The sequence below is a fragment of the Paenarthrobacter sp. 10L420 genome, from assembly GCF_056395385.1.
The window spans coordinates 35,209-54,541 of record NZ_JBFTJK010000018.1 but is presented as its reverse complement, the minus strand read 5'-3'; the positions used below and the strand labels follow the sequence as shown (position 1 = coordinate 54,541).

The 19,333-nt window shown below is 61.9% G+C and carries 22 protein-coding genes; 18 read left to right on the top strand and 4 right to left on the bottom strand.

All coding sequences use genetic code 11. The annotated features are described in order from the left end of the window. The first annotated feature begins 97 nt into the window (after positions 1 to 97). The 9 genes from AC1DD5_RS20905 to AC1DD5_RS20865 all read left to right on the top strand — a co-directional run bounded on the left by AC1DD5_RS20905 (position 98) and on the right by AC1DD5_RS20865 (position 7,017). Positions 98 to 862, top strand: coding sequence for an IclR family transcriptional regulator (locus AC1DD5_RS20905; RefSeq protein ID WP_477522662.1), 765 nt, complete (start codon positions 98 to 100; stop codon positions 860 to 862). A 229-nt stretch (positions 863 to 1,091) separates the two neighbouring features. After that, complete coding sequence (locus AC1DD5_RS20900; protein WP_216926527.1) at positions 1,092 to 1,250, top strand: hypothetical protein; 159 nt, start codon at positions 1,092 to 1,094, stop codon at positions 1,248 to 1,250. 569 nt (positions 1,251 to 1,819) lie between these two features. Further along, positions 1,820 to 2,305, top strand: a complete 486-nt coding sequence (locus tag AC1DD5_RS20895) for a hypothetical protein (protein ID WP_477522661.1) — start codon at positions 1,820 to 1,822, stop codon at positions 2,303 to 2,305. Beyond that, positions 2,302 to 3,531, top strand: a complete 1,230-nt coding sequence (locus AC1DD5_RS20890) for an Nramp family divalent metal transporter (RefSeq protein WP_477522660.1) — start codon at positions 2,302 to 2,304, stop codon at positions 3,529 to 3,531. The genes AC1DD5_RS20895 and AC1DD5_RS20890 overlap by 4 nt, the downstream gene beginning before the upstream one ends. Then, positions 3,528 to 3,956: a hypothetical protein gene (locus AC1DD5_RS20885; protein WP_477522659.1), complete on the top strand. Its 429-nt coding sequence runs from the start codon at positions 3,528 to 3,530 to the stop codon at positions 3,954 to 3,956. Before AC1DD5_RS20890 ends, AC1DD5_RS20885 begins: the two co-directional genes overlap by 4 nt. Further along, positions 3,943 to 4,278, top strand: a complete 336-nt coding sequence (locus AC1DD5_RS20880) for a PRC-barrel domain-containing protein (protein ID WP_477522658.1) — start codon at positions 3,943 to 3,945, stop codon at positions 4,276 to 4,278. The genes AC1DD5_RS20885 and AC1DD5_RS20880 overlap by 14 nt, the downstream gene beginning before the upstream one ends. A 126-nt stretch (positions 4,279 to 4,404) precedes the next feature. Further along, positions 4,405 to 4,776: a hypothetical protein gene (locus AC1DD5_RS20875; protein ID WP_477522657.1), complete on the top strand. Its 372-nt coding sequence runs from the start codon at positions 4,405 to 4,407 to the stop codon at positions 4,774 to 4,776. A gap of 130 nt (positions 4,777 to 4,906) precedes the next feature. Then, positions 4,907 to 5,392, top strand: a complete 486-nt coding sequence (locus AC1DD5_RS20870) for an SRPBCC family protein (RefSeq protein ID WP_477522656.1) — start codon at positions 4,907 to 4,909, stop codon at positions 5,390 to 5,392. Between the two features lie 95 nt (positions 5,393 to 5,487). Then, positions 5,488 to 7,017 carry a CYTH and CHAD domain-containing protein gene (locus tag AC1DD5_RS20865; protein ID WP_477522655.1) on the top strand — a complete coding sequence of 510 codons (1,530 nt, stop codon included), beginning with the start codon at positions 5,488 to 5,490 and terminating at the stop codon, positions 7,015 to 7,017. Positions 7,018 to 7,023: 6 nt separating this feature from the next. On the opposite strand, the gene AC1DD5_RS20860 is transcribed toward AC1DD5_RS20865, so the two are convergent. Then, entirely contained in the window at positions 7,024 to 7,860 is an 837-nt protein-coding gene (locus AC1DD5_RS20860) for an alpha/beta fold hydrolase (RefSeq protein WP_477522654.1), read from the bottom strand. 180 nt (positions 7,861 to 8,040) lie between these two features. On the opposite strand from AC1DD5_RS20860, the gene AC1DD5_RS20855 reads away from it, so the two are divergent. The 4 genes from AC1DD5_RS20855 to AC1DD5_RS20840 all read left to right on the top strand — a co-directional run bounded on the left by AC1DD5_RS20855 (position 8,041) and on the right by AC1DD5_RS20840 (position 11,040). Further along, entirely contained in the window at positions 8,041 to 9,093 is a 1,053-nt protein-coding gene (locus AC1DD5_RS20855; protein ID WP_477522653.1) for an AvrD family protein, read from the top strand. After that, positions 9,090 to 10,064 carry a beta-ketoacyl-ACP synthase III gene (locus AC1DD5_RS20850; RefSeq protein ID WP_477522652.1) on the top strand — a complete coding sequence of 325 codons (975 nt, stop codon included), beginning with the start codon at positions 9,090 to 9,092 and terminating at the stop codon, positions 10,062 to 10,064. Before AC1DD5_RS20855 ends, AC1DD5_RS20850 begins: the two co-directional genes overlap by 4 nt. 89 nt (positions 10,065 to 10,153) lie before the next feature. Beyond that, on the top strand, positions 10,154 to 10,420 hold the full coding sequence (locus AC1DD5_RS20845; RefSeq protein ID WP_477522651.1) for an acyl carrier protein: 267 nt from the start codon (positions 10,154 to 10,156) through the stop codon (positions 10,418 to 10,420). Positions 10,421 to 10,428: 8 nt separating this feature from the next. Further along, positions 10,429 to 11,040, top strand: coding sequence for a flavodoxin family protein (locus AC1DD5_RS20840; protein ID WP_442003205.1), 612 nt, complete (start codon positions 10,429 to 10,431; stop codon positions 11,038 to 11,040). A 92-nt stretch (positions 11,041 to 11,132) separates the two neighbouring features. On the opposite strand, the gene AC1DD5_RS20835 is transcribed toward AC1DD5_RS20840, so the two are convergent. The 3 genes from AC1DD5_RS20835 to AC1DD5_RS20825 all read right to left on the bottom strand — a co-directional run bounded on the left by AC1DD5_RS20835 (position 11,133) and on the right by AC1DD5_RS20825 (position 13,007). Then, positions 11,133 to 11,849, bottom strand: coding sequence for a thioesterase II family protein (locus AC1DD5_RS20835; protein WP_477522650.1), 717 nt, complete (start codon positions 11,847 to 11,849; stop codon positions 11,133 to 11,135). 15 nt (positions 11,850 to 11,864) lie between these two features. Then, a complete protein-coding gene (locus AC1DD5_RS20830) occupies positions 11,865 to 12,272 on the bottom strand; it encodes a winged helix-turn-helix transcriptional regulator (RefSeq protein WP_431116661.1) in 408 nt (135 codons plus the stop codon). Between the two features lie 84 nt (positions 12,273 to 12,356). Further along, the gene (locus AC1DD5_RS20825) at positions 12,357 to 13,007 is read right to left on the bottom strand and encodes an HAD family hydrolase (RefSeq protein WP_477522649.1); all 651 of its coding nucleotides are present in this window, start codon (positions 13,005 to 13,007) and stop codon (positions 12,357 to 12,359) included. Positions 13,008 to 13,144: 137 nt separating this feature from the next. Here AC1DD5_RS20825 and AC1DD5_RS20820 point away from each other — a divergent pair, with 137 nt between their 5' ends. From AC1DD5_RS20820 to AC1DD5_RS20800, 5 genes are all read left to right on the top strand, one after another. Further along, a complete protein-coding gene (locus AC1DD5_RS20820; protein WP_477513829.1) occupies positions 13,145 to 13,822 on the top strand; it encodes an FMN-dependent NADH-azoreductase in 678 nt (225 codons plus the stop codon). Positions 13,823 to 13,831: 9 nt separating this feature from the next. Further along, entirely contained in the window at positions 13,832 to 14,536 is a 705-nt protein-coding gene (locus AC1DD5_RS20815) for an AAA family ATPase (protein WP_431116658.1), read from the top strand. Between the two features lie 106 nt (positions 14,537 to 14,642). Next, positions 14,643 to 15,545 (top strand): helix-turn-helix transcriptional regulator, encoded by a 903-nt coding sequence (locus tag AC1DD5_RS20810; RefSeq protein ID WP_477522648.1) that lies wholly within the window; start codon positions 14,643 to 14,645, stop codon positions 15,543 to 15,545. A 72-nt stretch (positions 15,546 to 15,617) separates the two neighbouring features. Further along, positions 15,618 to 17,351 carry an ABC transporter ATP-binding protein gene (locus AC1DD5_RS20805; RefSeq protein ID WP_477522647.1) on the top strand — a complete coding sequence of 578 codons (1,734 nt, stop codon included), beginning with the start codon at positions 15,618 to 15,620 and terminating at the stop codon, positions 17,349 to 17,351. Further along, a complete protein-coding gene (locus AC1DD5_RS20800) occupies positions 17,348 to 19,321 on the top strand; it encodes an ABC transporter ATP-binding protein (protein ID WP_477522646.1) in 1,974 nt (657 codons plus the stop codon). Before AC1DD5_RS20805 ends, AC1DD5_RS20800 begins: the two co-directional genes overlap by 4 nt. Positions 19,322 to 19,333 lie beyond the last annotated feature (12 nt).

Here is a 19,333-nt window from a genome sequence, read left to right as displayed (position 1 = left end):
CAAACATCGTCGGTTCACTGGATGAACCAATGGTTCATTCTGGGAAATCGCCTGTACCGTAGGGCATAAGAAAGTGAGTGGTCAAGGGGGAGTGCGAATGAGTACCCAGAGTGTGGTCACGGCAATACGGGTTCTAGAAGCCGTGTCGGACAACCAGCCGGCAGGGCTATCGGAGCTGAGCCGTGAGGTGGACGTCCCGAAGGCTACGGTCCTTCGCATGCTGAGGACCCTGGCGGAATTGGGATGGGTGGCACAGTCTGAAGCCCAGGCGGGAAAGTGGGTCCTGACCAACCATGCCTTTGCTGTGGCCAGCCGTGGCAGCAGCGGATCCGTCATCCGCGACGCCGCCATGGGCCCTCTGAACGCATTGCAGTTGGACACCACGGAGACTGTCCACCTCGCAGTCCCGGACCGAGGGTACATGCTGATCATCGAACGCCTCGACACGCCGCATGTCCTCAGGGCTTTCCTTCCCCTGGGGTCCCGGCTGCCGATGCACGCGTCCTCCACCGGGATTGCCTACTTGTCCGCCGCTGAGGACGAAATCGTCGATGAATATCTGGCCACACCCCTTGAAGCCCTAACACCGCAAACCGTCGTTGACCCGGCGCAACTCCGGGCCATGATCGGGGAAACCCGCGTGCGCGGATACTCCATTAATGAACAGGGCCTCAGTACGGGAATCACCTCAATCGGGGTTCCTTTGCTGGGACCAGGCGGCGTGGCCGCAGGATCAATCTCCATCTCCGGGCCTTCAAGCAGGATCGTGCCTGCCAAGTATCAGGAGTACGGCGAGGCCGCTGCGGGTACTGCGCGGGAGATCAGCCAGGCACTCGGAGCCTTTTCGGCGAAGAGGTACTAAGTTTCCTGTCGAAATACTTCGCCGGGACAGAGCGCGCGCCTATCATGATGCTGTGCACGTGCTTCGGAGGGCAGCGGTTCTGTTTGAACTGTTGTCATTTGGGGTAAGTACGGAATAAGGAGATCATTTCTCCGTTCGGTGCCCGTTGCTTTGGGGTGGAGCTCCAATTGGAGTCCCAGCGGACGCCTTCCTAACTGGACAAATTTGTTTGAAGGGATGCGTAGCTTAGATGAACACACTATTGGTGATTGCCGGCGTCATTGCGATCGTGCTGCTGCTTGTTGGCGGTTTTAACCAGGCCCTGAGTTTCCTGCTGTGGGTAGGAATTATCTTGCTGGTCTTGGCCCTTATTGGCTGGGTTCTTGGCCGGGGCCGGTCGCGCGTATGACAACTGATCCAACCGAAGTTGCCGGCTTCAGCCAGGTACACGATGGGATCACGACACCAGGTCATCCGATCCCCCGTGATCTTGGGGCACCCGCCTCCAACGATCAGGTACCTGTTGGCGACGCATCCGGGGAAGGTTCGGAAGATGCCGCCGATGCTGGAGGGAATGAATCAGCGAATCCACCCGGGCCGGCAGAAGAAAAGGATGAGCGGACCGCAGATGATCGCGGTTTGACTACCGAAACCAATCCTTCGGATTGACATGGGTTTTGCGGTCGCGGGCAGGGTAGGAATCCCCGCCCCGACCGCGCCCTTGGCCACCCAGAAAGTAGTAATACCTGGGTTTCCCGTTTTATCGATTGGGGAAGAAATGCGAATCGGTTCAATTATTGGGCTGTTCGTAGTTGTGTGGCTCGTCATTGGAGCAATAGCGGCCGGTCAACGCGGCTATTACAACGCCCCACCCGCGCAGTGTTCGCAGTTTGCGACCATCGCCCTGAATATTGTGGCCGGGCCCCTTAATTACACGGGGATGGATCCACAAGCCGGCTGCCAGATTCCGCAGCCATCGTGAGCTCGAATGGCAGGCGCCTTGCGTCGATTCTCCTGACTCTGGCGGTACTCGCCGGGGTGCTGACCGCGTGCTCGCAGCGGCCTTCCCCCGACGCGCTTAAGGGACCAGCGAAGGACGTGTTTTCCGCCGTCCAAGCCGCCACCCTGGCTGTGGACCTCAGGATCAAGGACAGCACGACGGCGGCTGCCGGGTCCACTGCGGCAGATGACATGCTGGGCGAGGTCCAGTCGGCTGCCGATGAAGTTGAAGGTTTCACAGCCCCCACTGAGGAGGAAAAGTCGCTTCGGGATGACATGCTGGCCTCCTTCGCCACGATTTCGCGCGCGTTGCTCCATGCCCGTGATGCGTTGACTGCCCCGAGCGGCGGCCCTGAACAGGGGCAATCGGGATCAGGCGCGCACGGCCTGCCAGAAGTCCTGGGTGAGTTGCGCAGTGCCACCGATCAGCTCAAAGCCCTCATGACCAAGGCCGGCATCCAGTGAAGCGGCTCCTCGGTGTTGCCCTGGGCATCCTGACGGCGATCGGGGGCTTTGTTGACATCGGGGATTTGGTGACCAATGCCGTAGTAGGTTCACGCTTTGGGCTTTCCCTGGCGTGGGTGGTGGTGGTCGGCGTCGTCGGAATCTGCCTCTTTGCCAACATGTCAGGACGAGTGGCAGCCGTCTCAGGCAGGGCAACCTTCGAGGTCATTCGTGAGCGCATGGGGCCGCGTGCCGGGCTGGCCAACCTTGCCGCTTCCTTCCTGATCAACCTGATGACGGTCACCGCCGAGATCGGCGGCATCGCCTTGTCCCTGCAGTTGGCCAGCGGCGTGGCTTACCTGCTTTGGGTCCCCGTTGCGTTGCTGGCCGTGTGGCTGGTGATTTGGCGCGTGAAGTTCAAGATCATGGAAAACGTTGCCGGGCTCGTGGGACTTTCCTTGGTCGTCTTTGCTGTGGCGCTTTTCCTGCTCAAGCCCGATTGGGGTGTCCTGGCCAGCCAGGCGTTCGCACCGTCGGTCCCACAGGAGGAGGGCTCAGGGGTCTATTGGTACTTCGCCATCGCACTGTTCGGGGCTGCCATGACACCCTATGAGGTCTTCTTCTTCTCCTCGGGCGCTGTGGAGGAAAGGTGGAAGGTCAAGGATCTGCTCCAAGCCCGGATGAATGTCCTGCTTGGTTTCCCACTGGGCGGGTTCCTTTCCGTGGCAATCGCCGCTTGCGCCGCCGTCGTCCTCCTGCCTGCGGGGATCAGCGTCACTACGCTTTCGCAAGTGGCGTTGCCCGTCGCTCAGGGGGGAGGCCAGTTAGCGCTGGCTGTGCTGATCTTGGGCGTTGTGGCCGCTACATTCGGGGCGGCTCTGGAAACGACGCTTTCAAGCGGCTACACGTTGGCGCAGTTCTTTGGTTGGTCGTGGGGAAAGTTCCGCCGCCCGGCTCAGGCAGCCAGGTTCCATATCTCCATGATCGTGGTCCTTCTGGCAGGTGCCGCAGTCCTCGCCACTGGTGTAGATCCCATCCTGGTGACGGAGTATTCGGTGGTGTTCTCCGCGATCGCCCTTCCGCTCACCTATCTACCGATCCTGATTGTCGCGAACGATCCCCAATATATGGGCGAGCACGTTAACAACAGGGCAGTGAATATTGCCGGAATGGTGTATTTGGTGATCATCCTGGCTGCATCCTTGGCGGCCATTCCGCTCATGATTGTTACAGGAGCAGGCGCATGAGTGCCGCCAAGCGCAAGAGGATCCAGCCGAGGGAAATCAGGCCTGCGCCGCGCCCGGCCGGGTTGGTCCTGGACGCCCAGCTCCACCTGCTGGACCGGCAGGTGTTGGACGTCGACGGCGTACCTGTCACCACCGTGGACGACCTCGAGTTGAGCGGTCCCGCGGCGGACGAGCCCATCCCGGAAGGCGCAGAACCGCCCACTATTACTGCACTGCTAACAGGCGCAATACTGGGCACGCGGATCTTCGGCGGCAGGCCGCCGTCGAACAGGTTGATTCGTATTCCATGGGATGCGGTTTCCGGCGTGGACACTGTTATTACGGTTGGAGTGCGTTCTGACTCGCTCGAAGCATCATGGGTGGAGCGGTGGCTTCGGGACCGTGTCATCGGCCGGATTCCGGGAGGTAGACATGATCCTGAATGACGTGTTGGGAACGAGGGTAGTGGACAGCAACGGTGAGCTGCTGGGGCAAATCTCGGACGCCCGCTTCGCACTGGACGCGACGCCAACCCAGCTACTGAGCCGAGCCCGTTTGGTGGGCATCATCATCAGTCCGCGCACCGCGACATCATTCCTTGGATTTGAGCGGCAAGGGATGACGCAGCCCTGGCCGGTGGCGCAGTTCATGCGTTGGTGGCACAGGGGATCGTTCCTGGTGTTGTGGGAGGACATAGCGATGATGGGTTCACAGGAGGTGGTGTTGCGTCCGGACTTCGTGGCTTACGAATCCGGGCTGCCACGATAGCGCCTCGAGCACCAAATTGCTAAGTTTGCTGACTAATTTCTTCAAAGCATGGACACGTCGCCAACCGTCCTTATAGGTTCGAAGTGTTCCATTAACACGTTCCACCGCATGGAAAGGACAGGTCACATGGACAAGCAGAACGCCACGCCTGAAGAGGAAGCGGGGGGCTACGGCACCCCTACAGCAGAGCAGGAAGCGGGGGGATCGCAAGCGCAGCCTCGCGTGGAAGAGGATCTCAGCGAAGCCGGCTTGAGCGAGGACAGCCCTAATGGCGAAACATACGTAACCGGTGCCCCAAATCTCAGCCACCTGGATCCTGAGGACTCAGACAGCGCCGGCGAACCGGGGGCAGGCCGCTTTGGCGGCATCGACGAACAGTCCCAGGCCGAGCAGAATCTGGACCAGCCTGCTGACTCACTGGCCGATGGCAGTGGCAATGATCTGCCACGGGACCAGTCACCCAAGGACGACGACGAAGAGGATTTCGACGCAGGTTAGGCCGTAACCCCGGCGCGCCCCATAAGACAGGCGCGCCAACGGTTATGCAGCCAGCCGGCTGGCGCGCCGCCGGCATTACCCAACTCAAAAGAGTCCGTACAAGAAGAGAACATTGAAGGAGCGACAACCCATGGCTACCGTCAATAAATCAATTGAAGTAGATGTACCCGTGTCCGTGGCCTACAACCAGTGGACGCAGTTCGAGACTTTTCCCGAGTTCATGAACGGGGTGGAGTCCGTGCAGCAGATCGATGATACGGCGCTCCACTTCGCAACGAACGTGGGTGGCGTGAAGCGCGAATACAACGCCCAAATCATTGAGCAGGTGCCTGATTCCCTGGTCAGCTGGGCGAGCGTGGACGGCCCGCGCAATGCGGGAACGGTGACCTTTGAACCGTTGGATGCCGGGCATACCCGCGTCAACGTGGAGATCGACTGGGAGCCGGACACCCTCGCCGAAAAGGCCGGCTCGGCAGTGGGAGTGGACAGTTTGCGCGTGGGCGCAGATCTGGACAAGTTTAAGAAGTTCATCGAGGCCCAAGGGCACGAAACCGGAGCCTGGCGCGGCACAGTAACCGGTGGCGATGTGGACGAAGGCGGAGGAGCATTGGTTTAACGGCTTCCGGTTAAGCCTCTTACCCTGGAGGTCGGCCAGCGAACGGGCCGGCCTCCACGGGTGCCACGAAGAAAAAGCTCCAGCAAGGAGAAGTGATGGCCACGTCCAGCAACGTAGAGGAAGAACGGAAGTTCGACGTCGATCCTTCCACGCCGCTTCCCACACTTGAAAAGATCGACGGCGTGGCCCGGGTGGGAGAGCCAGCCACCCATAGCCTGGAAGCGGTCTACTTCGACACCAGCAATCTCGCGCTCGCGGCCCGCGGAATCACGTTGCGGCGGCGCACCGGAGGTCCCGACGCCGGCTGGCACCTCAAGCTTCCCCACAGCCCAGGACGTCGCACCGAGATCCACGCGCCCCTGGGCCAAGCCGATACCGTGCCGGTGGAACTGATGGATCGGGTGCTTGCGTACACGCGCGGACACGCGGTCATTGCAGTTGCCACCCTCAACACCGAGCGCACCAGCTACCCCCTCTACCAGGACGACGGCGGCCGGGTGGCGGAATTCGTGGACGACCACGTGCGGGCACATGTTTCACTGGGTGATCCCAATGAACAACAGTGGCGCGAATGGGAAGTGGAACTCAACGGTAGTGGGCACACGGACGATGCTGACGACATCCTGGATGCCGTCGCAGCCCGGCTCACCGAGGCCGGGGCGAGCCTCAGCGAACGCACCTCCAAACTGGCAACAGCTTTGGGAGATTCCTGGCCGCGTGCCAAGGGGACCGGCCGCGAGGTCCCCAGCCGAAAGGGTCCGGCCGTTGTGCCTGTGCTGAACTACCTCGACGCCCAGGTGGCCAAGTTGCTCCTGCAGGACGCGCATGTGCGAATGAACCGTAACGATTCCGTCCATGAGATGCGCTCGTTGACCCGGCGGATCCGCTCGGTACTCCATAGTTACCGAAAGCTTTTCAAGGGTTCCCCGGTTCAGGAACTTGAGCTCGAGCTGAAATCGTTGGCCAAGACGCTTGGACGCTACCGGGACGTGGAGGTCCTCCATGAGCGGCTCCGAAAGGATGCGGAGGAACTGCCGATGAAGCTGGTTTTGGGTTCTCTTCACGCTGAGCTGGATGAGCGGATGAAGGTTCGGGCGGACACGGCGATGGCAGCCATCAGGACACGGCTCAACAGCCCCCGCTATTTCAGGCTCCTGGATGGGCTCGAAGCCTTCCTGGACTCTCCCGCCATTGCGCCGAAAGGAACCGGGCCTGCACGCAAGACCACAGTGAAACTCGTCAACAAAACGGCCAAACGCCTCGCCAAGCGCCACGACGCAGCGGTGGGTGCCGCCGTCGGGCCTTCACGTGACACGGCGTTTCACAATGTGCGCAAGACGGCCAAGAAGCTGCGCTTCGCTGCAGCCACCGCTGAAAGTGTCCACGGGAAGCGCGCCGCAAAGCTCGCTGACGCTGCCCATGATGTCCAGACCATTTTGGGTGAACATCAGGACAGCGCCATGGCCCGTGCCGAGCTTTTGAAGCTGGGGTCTGCCTCCGGTGCCGGTAGCAGCGCTTTCACCTACGGCCTGCTCCATGCCGCAGAACGCGCAAAGGCCGACGCCGCGCAGCGGGAGTACCTGCGCAGTAGCCGGAAAGCCCGGAAGCTCCGCCTCAAAAAGTAGGGAGCGCTACTTCTTGAGGAAGGTCAGCAAGGCTTCGTTGACCTCGGCGCCGTGCGTCCACAACAGACCGTGGGGTGCGCCCTCGATCTCCTGGTACTCGGCACTGGGCAGTGCATTCTTGAAGCGGCGCGCCGTGACGTCGATGGGGAGGATGTTGTCCGCGGTGCCGTGAACAATCAAAGCGGGAACATCGATCTTGGGGATGTCTGCACGGAAGTCGGTCAGCCAAGTGGGCTGCGCGGCTGCGGAAGCAAAGGCACCCGACTGGCTGGCAAGGTTCCAGCTGGCGTCCAGGGATTCCTGGCTGAGGCGCTCTGTCCCCAGGAAGGTTTCGGTGTTGTAGAAGTTCTTGAAGAACTCGGTAAAGAAGGCGTAGCGGTCGGCCTTGGCAGCCTCATACAACCCACTGAAGACGTCCTGCGGAAGGCCGTCCGGGTTGTCGTCGGTTTTCAGCATGAACGGCTCCAACGAACCGAGGAAGACGGCCTTCGCCACCCGGGCCGAACCGTAGGTGCTGACGTAGCGTGCAACCTCTCCCGTTCCCATGGAGAAGCCAACCAGCACGGCATCGTTCAGGTCCAGCGTTTCCAGGAGGGTCCTCAGGTCTGCGGCGAAGGTGTCGTAGTCATAGCCCACCGTGGGTTTGCTGGACTTGCCGAAGCCTCGGCGGTCGTAGGTAATGACGCGGTAGCCGGCGTCCAGGAGGGCAGCAGTTTGCTTCTCCCAGGATGAACCGTCCAGCGGATACCCGTGGATAAGGACCACTGGCTGGCCCGTCCCGTGGTCCTCATAATAAAGCTCAATCTCGGTGCTGTTTTCGTTTCCGACGGTGATGTAAGCCAAAACTGAAGTCCCTTCTTAGCGGTTCTGGGTGGAACAGGTCCAGCCTACTGTCCAGACATACAGAGACACGCCCACAGCGGTGAGGGTGGTGTTCCCACCACCACCATCCACGGACACTGGTTGCCGGCGGCTGCGCGATGGATTCTGGGATCACCGCCGATGACGATCCTAGGAATACCCATGCCACTTGCCCTACGCTCCAGCACCCGGAGTTACGCCTCCATCGACGAACTCCTGGGCGATGGTCGCGGTCGGTTCTTCAGCCACGGCTACAAGACCACCAATCCGAGGCTGCGGGAACTCCGCGTGAACCATACGGTCTCCGAATCCGCGCTCACGGCCCGCGCCGCTCTTGGCGTTGAAGGTACGTGGTCCCTCAAGGGGAACTCCGAGCAAACCCCGCACCTTGGCACTACGGATGTCCTTGTTTTGGCTGCCAGGATGGCAGAGGCTTTGCTGGCCAGCCGCTATTCACCCGAACTGTTGCCTGCTGCCTACCTGGCGTTGGTGACCATCTCGGGTGGCAGTGAGCCTGTGGAAGGTACGCTGGGCGATCTCGAATGCCGGGCGACGCTGCAGGACCTGGGACACGCTTCGGTCCTTCGCTGCTCAGTTGCGTCCATGACCGCCGTGCTGGAAGTAGCCCATGAGCACGCCGAGCTCGGGCTCGCGTCCGTCCAATCGCCGTCCGAGGAAGCTTTGGTGGGTGACGCCGGCACGCGCCTCTACGGTGGGCTGTGGGCAGAACGGCAGGTTTCGCTGCTGGATGTCGTCCTGGAACCGAGTGAAGGAGACGCCGGTGAAGGAACGGCCCGCGCCCAGCTCTCATTCCGCCAGCAGTCCTCACTGTCCCGACGCTTGGATGACCGCCGCGGGCTGGAGGCCGCCTACCCGCAGGCGCTGTCCGCCGTCGAGTACTTCGTTGCCTCGCTGCAGCTGGGACAGGTTCTCCTGTACCGGCTCGATTCCATGAAGCGCGCGGACAGCAACACCTTGTGGATGCGCAAAACCCGCATCACACTCAACGGCTCCTGCCCGAAGAATGGGGGCGGGCAGGGGACCGGCCTTGCCGTGGGGCTCCACAAGAGCCGGTTGATCGAAAAGGACGGCGGATGGTGGCGCTGCGCCGACGTCGTAGGAACGTTCGACGGCGGCGAAGTAGTTTGCAGCGTTGCCCACCAACTGCCGTCCCAGGTTGCGGCAGCAAGTGCTTCCGTGGGGGATGAGAGATGAGTGCAGCATCTGCCGTAGTCCGGGGATTGGGCGGAGCACTGCCCAGGAAGGTGGTCACCAACGAGGACCTGTCTGCTGTCATGGACACCTCGGACGAATGGATCAGGCGCAGGACAGGCATCGCCGAACGCCGCCACTCTGACGAAACGGAAAGCACCAGCGTCCTGGCCACCACGGCCGGGCGGCGCGCCTTGGCCAGTGCCGGCGTCGATTCGGCTGGGCTCTTGATTGTGGCGACCTCGACGCCGGACAAGGTCTGCCCGGCCACTGCACCCAAGGTGGCGGCGAACCTGGGGTTGAAGGGCATCGCTGCATTCGATGTGTCCGCGGTTTGCTCCGGATTTGTCTACGCCTTGACTACCGCCACGTGGGCCATCTGTTCAGGATCCGTGGACTCGGCACTGGTCATCGGGGCGGACACCTTCACCCGCCTGCTCGATCCGACGGACCGGACCACGTCGGTGATCTTCGGGGACGGAGCGGGCGCGGCTTATCTGTCGGCTGGAACAGCAGACGAACCTGGGGCCATCAAGGCTTCAACGCTGCACTCCGATGGCAAGGGCGAAACCCTTATCCATGTGCCGGAAAGTCCGGGTTCATTCTTTGAGATGCAGGGCAAAGAGGTTTTCACGCAGGCAGTCGCGGCGATGTCCGGTTCTGTGGAAACAGTGCTCGCAAGCGCTGATTGGGTTGCCGACGACGTGGATTCCTTGATTGCACACCAAGCGAACCTTCGGATTCTGAACGCCGTTGCTTCGGTGACCGGCATTCCGGAATCCAGGGCCGAGGTCCACCTGGACAGGGTGGGCAATACCTCAGCCGCATCCATCCCGTTGGCCATGACCGACGCCGGAACCAAAGGCCACAGGAGCCCCGGGGACAAGGTGGTCCTGACTGCCTTTGGCGGAGGAACCACCTGGGGAGCCATTGCCATGACCTGGCCATCGATCTCGGTTGTCGACCCGCACTAGGGTCGGACACCGATTCCTGCAGGCCGGGGTGCCATGCAGGACCACTGTGGCGCCGGCTAACCCGGGCCACCTGTAAAAGGGGGAAACAAATGGAAATTACAGCTATGGACGTCGTAGGGGCGATAGGGTCCACCATGGACGAGCTCGGCCACATGGGACCGGACGACTCGTTCGCTGACCTTGACATCGATTCACTGTCACTTGTTGAAGCCGCCGTGATCCTTAGCAACAAGTTCGGTGTTCGCGTGGATGAATTCGAGCTGGCAGCGCCCGCGCCGCAGCCAGCATGCTCACGGAAAAGCTGGCCATGCAGCCCGCCATCTAGCCACACCACCACAAGAAGACGCAAACAGTAAGGACACCCATGCCCACTCCGGCGATTGCAGTTGTTTATTATTCAGGCTCGGGCCACACCAAGGTCCTGGCAGACGCAGTGGTTTCCGCTGCCGCCGCCACCGGAGCCACAACGGCCCTCCTGCGCGTGGATGAGCTGACCCAGGAATCCTGGGACTTCATCGACCAGGCAGACGCCATAATTTTCGGCGCCCCCACCTACATGGGCACCGCACCATCGGCCTTCCATGCGTTCGCCGAGAAGACCGCAGGCCGCTGGGCCGTGCAGAAATGGCACAACAAGTTGGGTGCCGGCTTTACCAATGCCGCCTGCAAAGCCGGTGACAAGAATTCCACCCTGGACTACTTCTCCACTTTCGCAGCCCAGCACGGTATGAACTGGATCAACCTGGGCCTGCTCCCGGGATGGAAGAGCACCAAGGGCACAGAAAACGATCTCAACCGCTTTGGCTACTTCAACGGTGCCGCCGCCCAGACATTCTCGGACGTTGGTGTCGAAGGCGTTCACCCTGCAGACATCGCTACTGCAGGGCACTTGGGGCGGCGGGTTGCGGAGATGGCCGCTATCTTCGCCGCTGGCAAGGAAGCGCTGGACCGCGAACTCGTGAGCGCGGGAGTTTAGGGCCTCCTGGTTTCAGGGCCACGGAAAAAGCCTGGCGACGCCCATATCCGGGCGTCGCCAGGCTTTTTCCATGTCGCCGAATAGTTTGTGCGTCACAACGCGGCATGCGTGTCACAAGCGGCCTCGGCGGACAGGGTGGCTGCCACGATCGCCCGGACCTTCGGGTTGCCTACATGGAACAGATGGCCCCCGGCCGCGACATCGATCAATCGTGGCTTCTGCGCGCACCAGTCCGCCCAGCGCAGTGACTCTGAAGCCGTAACCACGGGATCATCAGAGCTGTAGAGGACCGTGGCTGGCACCTCTAACTGGCGCGCGGGCAGCCTGCCGGGATAGCTCTCCAACAATGCCAGATCCTCAAGCAGTACCTCCCGGGCCCGCTCGGACAGGGCGGTCGTGCTGAGCACGAGCTCGGCCAGGGCCGCCACGGACTGTGCCCGTCCGGACGGCGAAGTCCCGGACTGTCCTGTCCCGGACCGGGAGCCGGAAGCGGCTGCCGCGGCAGCACCGGCGTCGTACCTTCCCGACGGCGGACGCGCGGCTGCGAGGAACACGTGCACCACCCGCCCGGTTTCCTGAAGCCTAAGGGCAGCCTCGAAGGCGAGCACGGCGCCCATGCTGTGGCCATAGAGCGCCAACTGCCCGGACTGTGAGCTTGCGATTCTTTCGGCGATAGCGGCCGCGGCACCGCCAACGGAACGGAAATTCCTGCCGCGGTATCCGAGCTTGGTGACGTGCATGCCGTCAAAACGCCAGCCCGCAAAACTGGCTGTGGTTCCGCCGGCGTGGTGCAGGCAAAACAGGTGCATGCCGGCGTCCTGGCGCTAGTTGAAAGCGAGTCGGTGGCGGTCGTGTTCCATGCGGGACGCGGCGACGTCGTCCATGTGTTCCTCGGCCCACTCCTTCATCTCGAAGATGATCCGCAGGAGGGAATGTCCGCGCGGAGTGAGCTCGTAGTCAGTTCGCACGGGGACGGAGACGGTCACATGCCGTAAGACCAACCCGTCCCGTTCAAGCGAGCGGAGGGTAGAGGTCAACATTTTCTGGCTTGCGCCGGGTATCCGTTTGCGGAGGTCGCTGTGCCGCTGCTGCCCGTCCTCCAGTGCCAGCATCACCAAGGTGACCCACTTGCTGCTGATGGCCTCAAGCAGTTGGCGTGCCGGGCAGAGATCCAAGGAAGCGTTGTAGTGCTTCTGGGCGTTCATGCGTTTCTGTTCAGCCGTGAGAGTCATTTCCCCAATACTTTCCTCATCAAATGGACTGCTCGCCACAGTTTACTTGGGGGTTGTTACAGGTGGGGAAACGGCGACTCAACCCTAAACTGCCGCCGGGGTGACCAGCAGCGATTCTCCGGCCAATGCCATGAAAGGAAGATCCGAACTGTGATCCCCATAGGCGAAGCTGCCTGACAGGTCCACCGAGAATTGGGCGGCGTGCGCTGCCACGGCCCGGGCCTTGGCGTCGGCCACCAGGGCTTCCTCGATGTCGCCGGTGTAGATGCCATTCGAAGTAGCAGGGAACGTGCACAGCAGCTCGAGGTGGGACCACCGCCGTCGAACACGTACCAAAGCAGGCTCGAACGACGCCGTGACGGCCACAATGCGCCGCCCCGCCGCGGTGTGCTTGTCCAGGAGGGTGGTCACGGGTTCCAGGAAGGACCAGCCGTCCGGTGATGCGGCTTGGAAATCTGCCCAGCGCTCGCCGAGTTCCTGGACTTCGCTCACGCTGCGGCCCCGCCACCAGCTGAAGTACCGGGAGTTCGTCACGGATCTTGGTACGCGGTTCCTGGCTGCCGCAGTCAGGCCCCCAAGGAAGTGCTCCGCTTCGGCTTTGCGGGAGTGGCCGGCGTCGAAGCGAAGGAACTCGAAGATGGTGTTGTACGCGGTGACCGTCGATGTCGGTGTAGGCGGCCTGCAAGGGGTTTCCGGATTCTTCCACAGGAAGAATCCTAGGGACCGCTCCGGCAAGTGGAAGCCTTCCAGGGGAGGGCACTTTGAGGTGCCCTAGGCACAAAAAAGTGCGTTCTTACGCGCTGACGCGATGTCCGTGAGGATCGAATACGGGGCACAAAACGTCCCCGCAGCAAAGCCTCGAAAGGAAGCCCATGCCTACCATCCTTCACATCAACGCCTCTCCGCGCTACGCCAACAGCGACTCCCTGCGGTTGGCCCGGCACTTCATCGACTCCGTCCAGGCTGCCGGTCCGGAGAGCTTTGAGCTGGAGACCCTGAACTTGTTCGACGACGGTGCGTTGCCCGTTTTCGGTCGGATCGCGGCTGCGGCCAAGATGGCTGTCTTCACCGGACAGGACCAGACGCCGGAGCAGGTTGCCGCTTGGGAATCCGCCCGCGCTGTCTTCGATCAGTTCGCTGCAGCCGACGCATACGTCTTCAACATCCCCATGTGGAACTCGGGCGTCCCCTACGTGCTGAAGCAGTGGATCGACATCATCACCCAGCCCGGCTGGAGCTTCGGCTTTGACCCGGAGCAGGGCTACCGCGGCCTCATGGAAGGCAAGCAGGCCCTCGCGATCCACACCAGCGGTGTCTACGCGCCGGGTGTTCCGGCCGCTTTCGGCTCCGACTTCAGCAGCACCTTCTTCGCTGACTGGCTGAACTTTGTGGGCATCGAGGATGCAACTCACGTCCGCTTCGCCCCCACCGTCCTCAATGGCGACGTCGATGGCACCCGCAAGGTTGCAGAAGCGGACTTGAGCGACGCCGCAATCGAGTTCGCCGGCAAGCTCAGCGCGGCGGGTACCCTCCAGCTCGTCAACGACTAGGAGCTCCCTGTGCGCATCGGCATTTCGGGTACCTATTCCTCGGGCAAGACGTTTACGTCCATGGCCTTGTCCCACTACACCGGGTTGCCCCGCACCAAGGCCAGGACCATGCGGGAGATCCTGCCCGAGGCCGCCCCTGGCAAGACCCTCGAGGAATGCACTGCCGCGGAGCTCATCCAGATGATCGTGACCCGCCATGTGGAGCGTGCCGTGTATGAGGACAAGCTCTCGGCCGGTTTCATTTCGGACGGTTCATCGCTGCAGGAATGGATCTACGGGTCCGTGCGGGTTTCCCTCGGGCTGAACCCCAGCGCCTCAGCACATCTGGCGGCGGGGGAAAGCGTGGAGAAGACTCCGGAACTCGCATTCTTCGAAGAGGTGATGACCAGCCTGGGCAACAGCTTCAAGAGGCACGTCAAGAACTCCTTCGATGTGTTCGTGCACCTGAAGAACGAGCTTCCGCTCTCTGCTGATGGACACCGTCCGGTCAACGATCAGTTCCGGAACATGTCCGATGAGATCCTGCAGCACACCATGGACGAGTTGGGCATCCCCTTCCATGTTGTGTCCGGTTCCGTGGAGGAGCGTCTGGTCCGGATTGCTTCCCTGTTCAACCTGGAGCCGCGCATGAGTCCCCAGGACGCCACACGCCTGGCAGCCGAGGAATACGCGCAGCTGGACGTGCGCTCCGAACGGGAGCGGGTCCTGCAGTAACCAGGAAACATCCGTTTGGATCCTGCTCACCGGTTCGTCCGGCCATCCGCTGTGCCGTAGCTGCCCAGCGGGTGGCCGGACGCTCGTCTTTTTACTGGAGACCCCCTTGCCTAACGACCAGCCTGTTTCCCATCAAGCCCGCTCCAACCACGCCCGCCTTGGCGAGTTCTTCCGCACCCGCCGTGAGCAGACCCGTCCTCAGGATGTCGGGTTACCAGTCAGCCCGCGACGCCGGACTCCCGGACTCAGGCGCGAAGAGGTGGCTGTCCTGGCCAATGTTGGGGTCTCCTGGTACACGTGGTTGGAACAGGGACGGGCCATTGGTGCCTCGGAGGAAATCCTCGATGCCATTTCGAACGCACTGCGGCTTAGCCCTGAGGACCGGACATATGTCCGGCGGCTTGCGTCCGGGCGCCGTTCAGGTCCGTCCGGCAATACGGTCAGCACGGCTGGCGGTCAGACTTTGGGACAGGCCGCCGGTCACAACTTCGACGTCGACGACTCCCAGCTCGCTCTGCTGCAGCAACTGGTGGATGCCATGGCGAATCCCAGCTACATCGCTGACCCTTTCTGGACCGTAGTGGCCATGAATTCCGCGGCCGCAGAAACGTTCGATACCCGTCTGGGTGAAAGCTGCCTCCAACGCTTCTTCACGGATCCGGAGCTCGCCAGGCCCCACGTGCACAAGGAGATGATGGCCCGCTCCATGGTGGCGCAGTTCCGGGCGCAATCAGCCAACTTCCCGGACGATCACCGTTTCGATGCCATGGCACGCGGCCTATGCCAGGTTTCGGAAGCCTTCCGGGAATTATGGCAGCGGCAAGTGGTTGGCGATTCGTACCACGTGGATGTTGTTTATGATCACCCCGAGGTAGGCCGCCTCAGCTTCGCTCCCATCGTGCTGGGTGTCCCGCAGTTCCGGGCCCTCCGTCTTTTCACTTACCTACCCAAAAGCGGAACCGGAACGCAGGCTGCCCTGCAAGGTTTGAACAGGAAAGCAGTGGTCTGAGAATCCCTCTAGTTGCCCACAGCAACCAGACGTAAACTAGCCTTCGGTTCACTACGTTGGTTCGGAGTCCCCATGCTTTGGAAGGTTCTTGTTCGGTTCCTGAAGCCGCACCAGCGGTTGCTGATTGCCGTCGTCGTATTTCAATTGGCGCAGTCCATCGCGTCGCTTTACCTGCCTACACTCAACGCCGACATCATCGATAACGGCGTTGCTACCGGCGATACCGATTACATCCTGCGCATGGGTGGTCTCATGTTGCTGATCACGCTGTTGCAGATCGCGTGTGCGGTGGTGGCCGTGTACTTTGGCGCGAAGGCAGCCATGGGAATGGGCCGCGACCTGCGGGACGCCGTCTTTGCAAGGGTGGGGGAGTTCTCGGAGCAGGAAGTCACCAAGTTCGGGGCGCCGTCCTTGATCACGCGGTCCACCAACGATGTCCAGCAGGTTCAGCAACTGGTCCTCATGTCCTGCACGCTTATGGTTGCCGCGCCCATGCTGAGCATTGGCGGCGTGATCATGGCAGTTCGACAGGACGCTCAACTGTCCTGGCTGATTGCGGTGTGCGTGCCTGTATTGCTGGTGGCCGTTGGGTTGATCGTGACCCGGATGGTGCCGCTGTTCCGCAAAATGCAGGTTCGGATCGACGCCGTCAACCGCGTTCTCCGCGAGCAACTCACCGGCATCCGCGTGGTCCGCGCTTTCGTGCGGGAAGACATGGAGACCTCCCGGTTTGGCAAGGCGAACGACGACGTCACTGACGTCGCGCTGCGGGCCGGCCGTTTGATGGCGCTCATGTTCCCTGTGGTCATGTTGGTGATGAACATTTCCAGTGTGGCGGTGATCTGGTTCGGCTCGTTCCGGATCGAAGACGGTTCCATGCAGGTAGGCACGCTGATCGCCTTCCTCAGCTACCTCATGCAGATCCTCATGTCCGTCATGATGGCCACTTTCATGGCCGTGATGATCCCGCGCGCGTCCGTTTCTGCGGACAGGATCGGGCAGGTGCTGGAGACCGCCTCAAGTGTCCAGCCGCCGTCGAACCCTGTTACTGGCGGTATCCGCCGCGGCGAACTGGAAATGCGCGACGTCGGATTCGCCTACCCGGGTGCCGAGCAGCCGGTACTCAGCGGTGTCACCTTCACCGCCCTGGCCGGCCAGACCACGGCAATCATTGGCAGCACGGGCGCCGGGAAGACCACGTTGGTGAACCTGATGCCGCGGCTGTTCGACGCCACTGCGGGAGCAGTCCGGATGGACGGCGTGGACATTCGGGATCTGCATCCGGACCTGTTGTGGGGGCACATCGGCCTGGTGCCGCAACGGCCGTATCTCTTCTCGGGCACCGTCCGCAGCAACCTCCAATACGGCAAACCCGACGCCAGCGACGACGAACTGTGGCAGGCCCTTTCAGTGGCCCAGGCGCGGGACTTTGTTGAAGAGATGGAAGGTGGACTGGATGCGCCCATCTCGCAGGGCGGCACCAACGTTTCCGGCGGGCAACGGCAACGCCTGGCCATTGCCCGCGCACTCGTGAAACAGCCGGAGCTCTACATTTTCGACGACTCGTTCTCCTCGCTGGATACCGCCACGGACGCCCGCCTCCGGCAGGCCCTCAAACACCACACCAATGGCGCCACGCTGGTGATCATCGCCCAGCGCGTGTCCAGCATTGCGGACGCGGACCAGATATTAGTGCTCGACGACGGCAGGATCGTTGGGCAGGGAACCCACGATGAGCTGTTGGAGACGTCCGAAACGTACAGGGAAATCGTGTCTTCCCAGCTGGCAGCGGAGGAGGCGGCATGAGCGCCATGACAGCAGGTCAACGGGGGCCACAGCGGCCACCCATGGGGCCCCGAGGTGGCGGTCCGTTCGGTGGCATGAACATTCCGGCGGAGAAAGCTTCCAACTTTGGTGCCTCGGCCCGGCGGCTGCTGGGCACTTTGCGGCCTGAGCGGTTCTGGCTGACGCTGGTCCTGGTATTCGCTGTGATCAGCGTCACCTTGTCCGTCATCGGGCCCAGGCTGCTGGGCGAAGGAACCAACCTCATCTTCGCCGGCGTGGTGTCCAAACAACTGCCCGCAGGGGTTTCCAAAGCCCAAGTGATCGCAGGCCTTCGCGCCTCCGGCGAGAACAACAAAGCCGACATGCTGAACGCCATGAACCTGACACCCGGCATCGGAATCGACTTCGGTGCGCTGTCATCCGTGCTGCTCTGGGTGCTGGCGCTGTACGTCCTGGCCTCAGCGTTCGGTTGGATGCAGGCGTACGTGCTCAACGGCGTCGTGCAGCGGACCGTGTATCGGCTCCGCGAGCGGATCGAAGCGAAAATCCATCGGCTTCCGCTTCGCTATTTCGACTCCATTCAGCGTGGTGAGCTACTCAGCCGGGTAACCAACGACGTCGACAACATCTCCCAAAGCCTGCAGCAATCCATCAGCCAGGTCGTGTCCTCGCTGCTGACCGTACTGGGCGTGCTGGTGATGATGTTCCTGCTCTCGCCGCTGCTCGCCATCATCGCGTTGGTGACCATCCCGCTTACCCTGGGGACCACGGTGGTGATTGCCAAGCGCTCGCAGAAACTGTTCGTCGCGCAATGGAAAAACACCGGAGAGCTCAACGGGCAGATTGAGGAAACGTACACCGGTCACGCACTCGTGAAGGTGTTCGGCCGGCAAAACGAAGTCCAGGCGAAGTTCCGCGCCAAGAACAGCGAGCTGTACCAAGCAAGCTTCGGGGCACAATTCGTGAGTGGCCTGATCATGCCGGCCATGACGTTCATCGGAAACCTGGTGTACGTGGGCATCGCCGTGGTGGGCGGCCTGCAAGTGGCCTCTGGTGCAATGCAGTTGGGTGACGTGCAGGCCTTCATTCAATACTCACGGCAATTCACCATGCCGTTGGCGCAGCTGGGATCCATGGCCAATATGTTGCAGTCGGGCGTTGCCTCGGCGGAACGGGTGTTCGACCTGCTGGATGAGGAAGAAGAATCGGCCGAACCTGCTCCTGTTCCGCGGTCCGGTCCATCGCGTGGGCGGCTCGTGTTCGAGAATGTGTCCTTCCGGTACCTGCCCGACAAGCCACTCATCACGGACCTCAGCCTGGTGGCCGAACCAGGTCAGAGCATAGCCATTGTTGGGCCGACAGGGGCCGGCAAGACAACGCTGGTGAACCTCATGATGCGCTTCTACGAACTGGATGCTGGGCGCATAACCCTCGACGGCGTGGACATCGCCTCCATGTCCCGGCAGGAACTGCGCTCGCGGATGGGGATGGTTCTCCAGGATACGTGGCTGTTCGGCGGCACTATCCGTGACAACATCGCCTATGGTCGGCCCACGGCTTCCGAGCCGGAGATCCTTGAGGCTGCGCAGGCCACCTACGTGGACAGGTTCGTTCGCTCCCTTCCCGAGGGCTACGACACAGTGCTCGACGACGAAGGCGGCAACGTCTCCGCAGGCGAGAAGCAGCTGCTCACCATTGCCCGCGCCTTCTTGTCCCGTCCATCGGTCCTGATCCTCGATGAAGCCACCAGCTCGGTGGATACGCGTACCGAGGTTCTGGTGCAGAAAGCCATGAACGCACTGCGCTCGGACCGCACCAGCTTCGTCATCGCGCACAGACTCTCCACCATCCGCGACGCCGATCTCATCCTGGTCATGGAATCCGGGCAGATCGTGGAACAGGGGACACACGCTGAGCTGCTTGCTTCGGGCGGGGCGTACTCACGGCTCTATGAGGCGCAGTTTGCGGCGCCAGCGGCTGAAGAGGTGTGAGCCTTCGGTGGT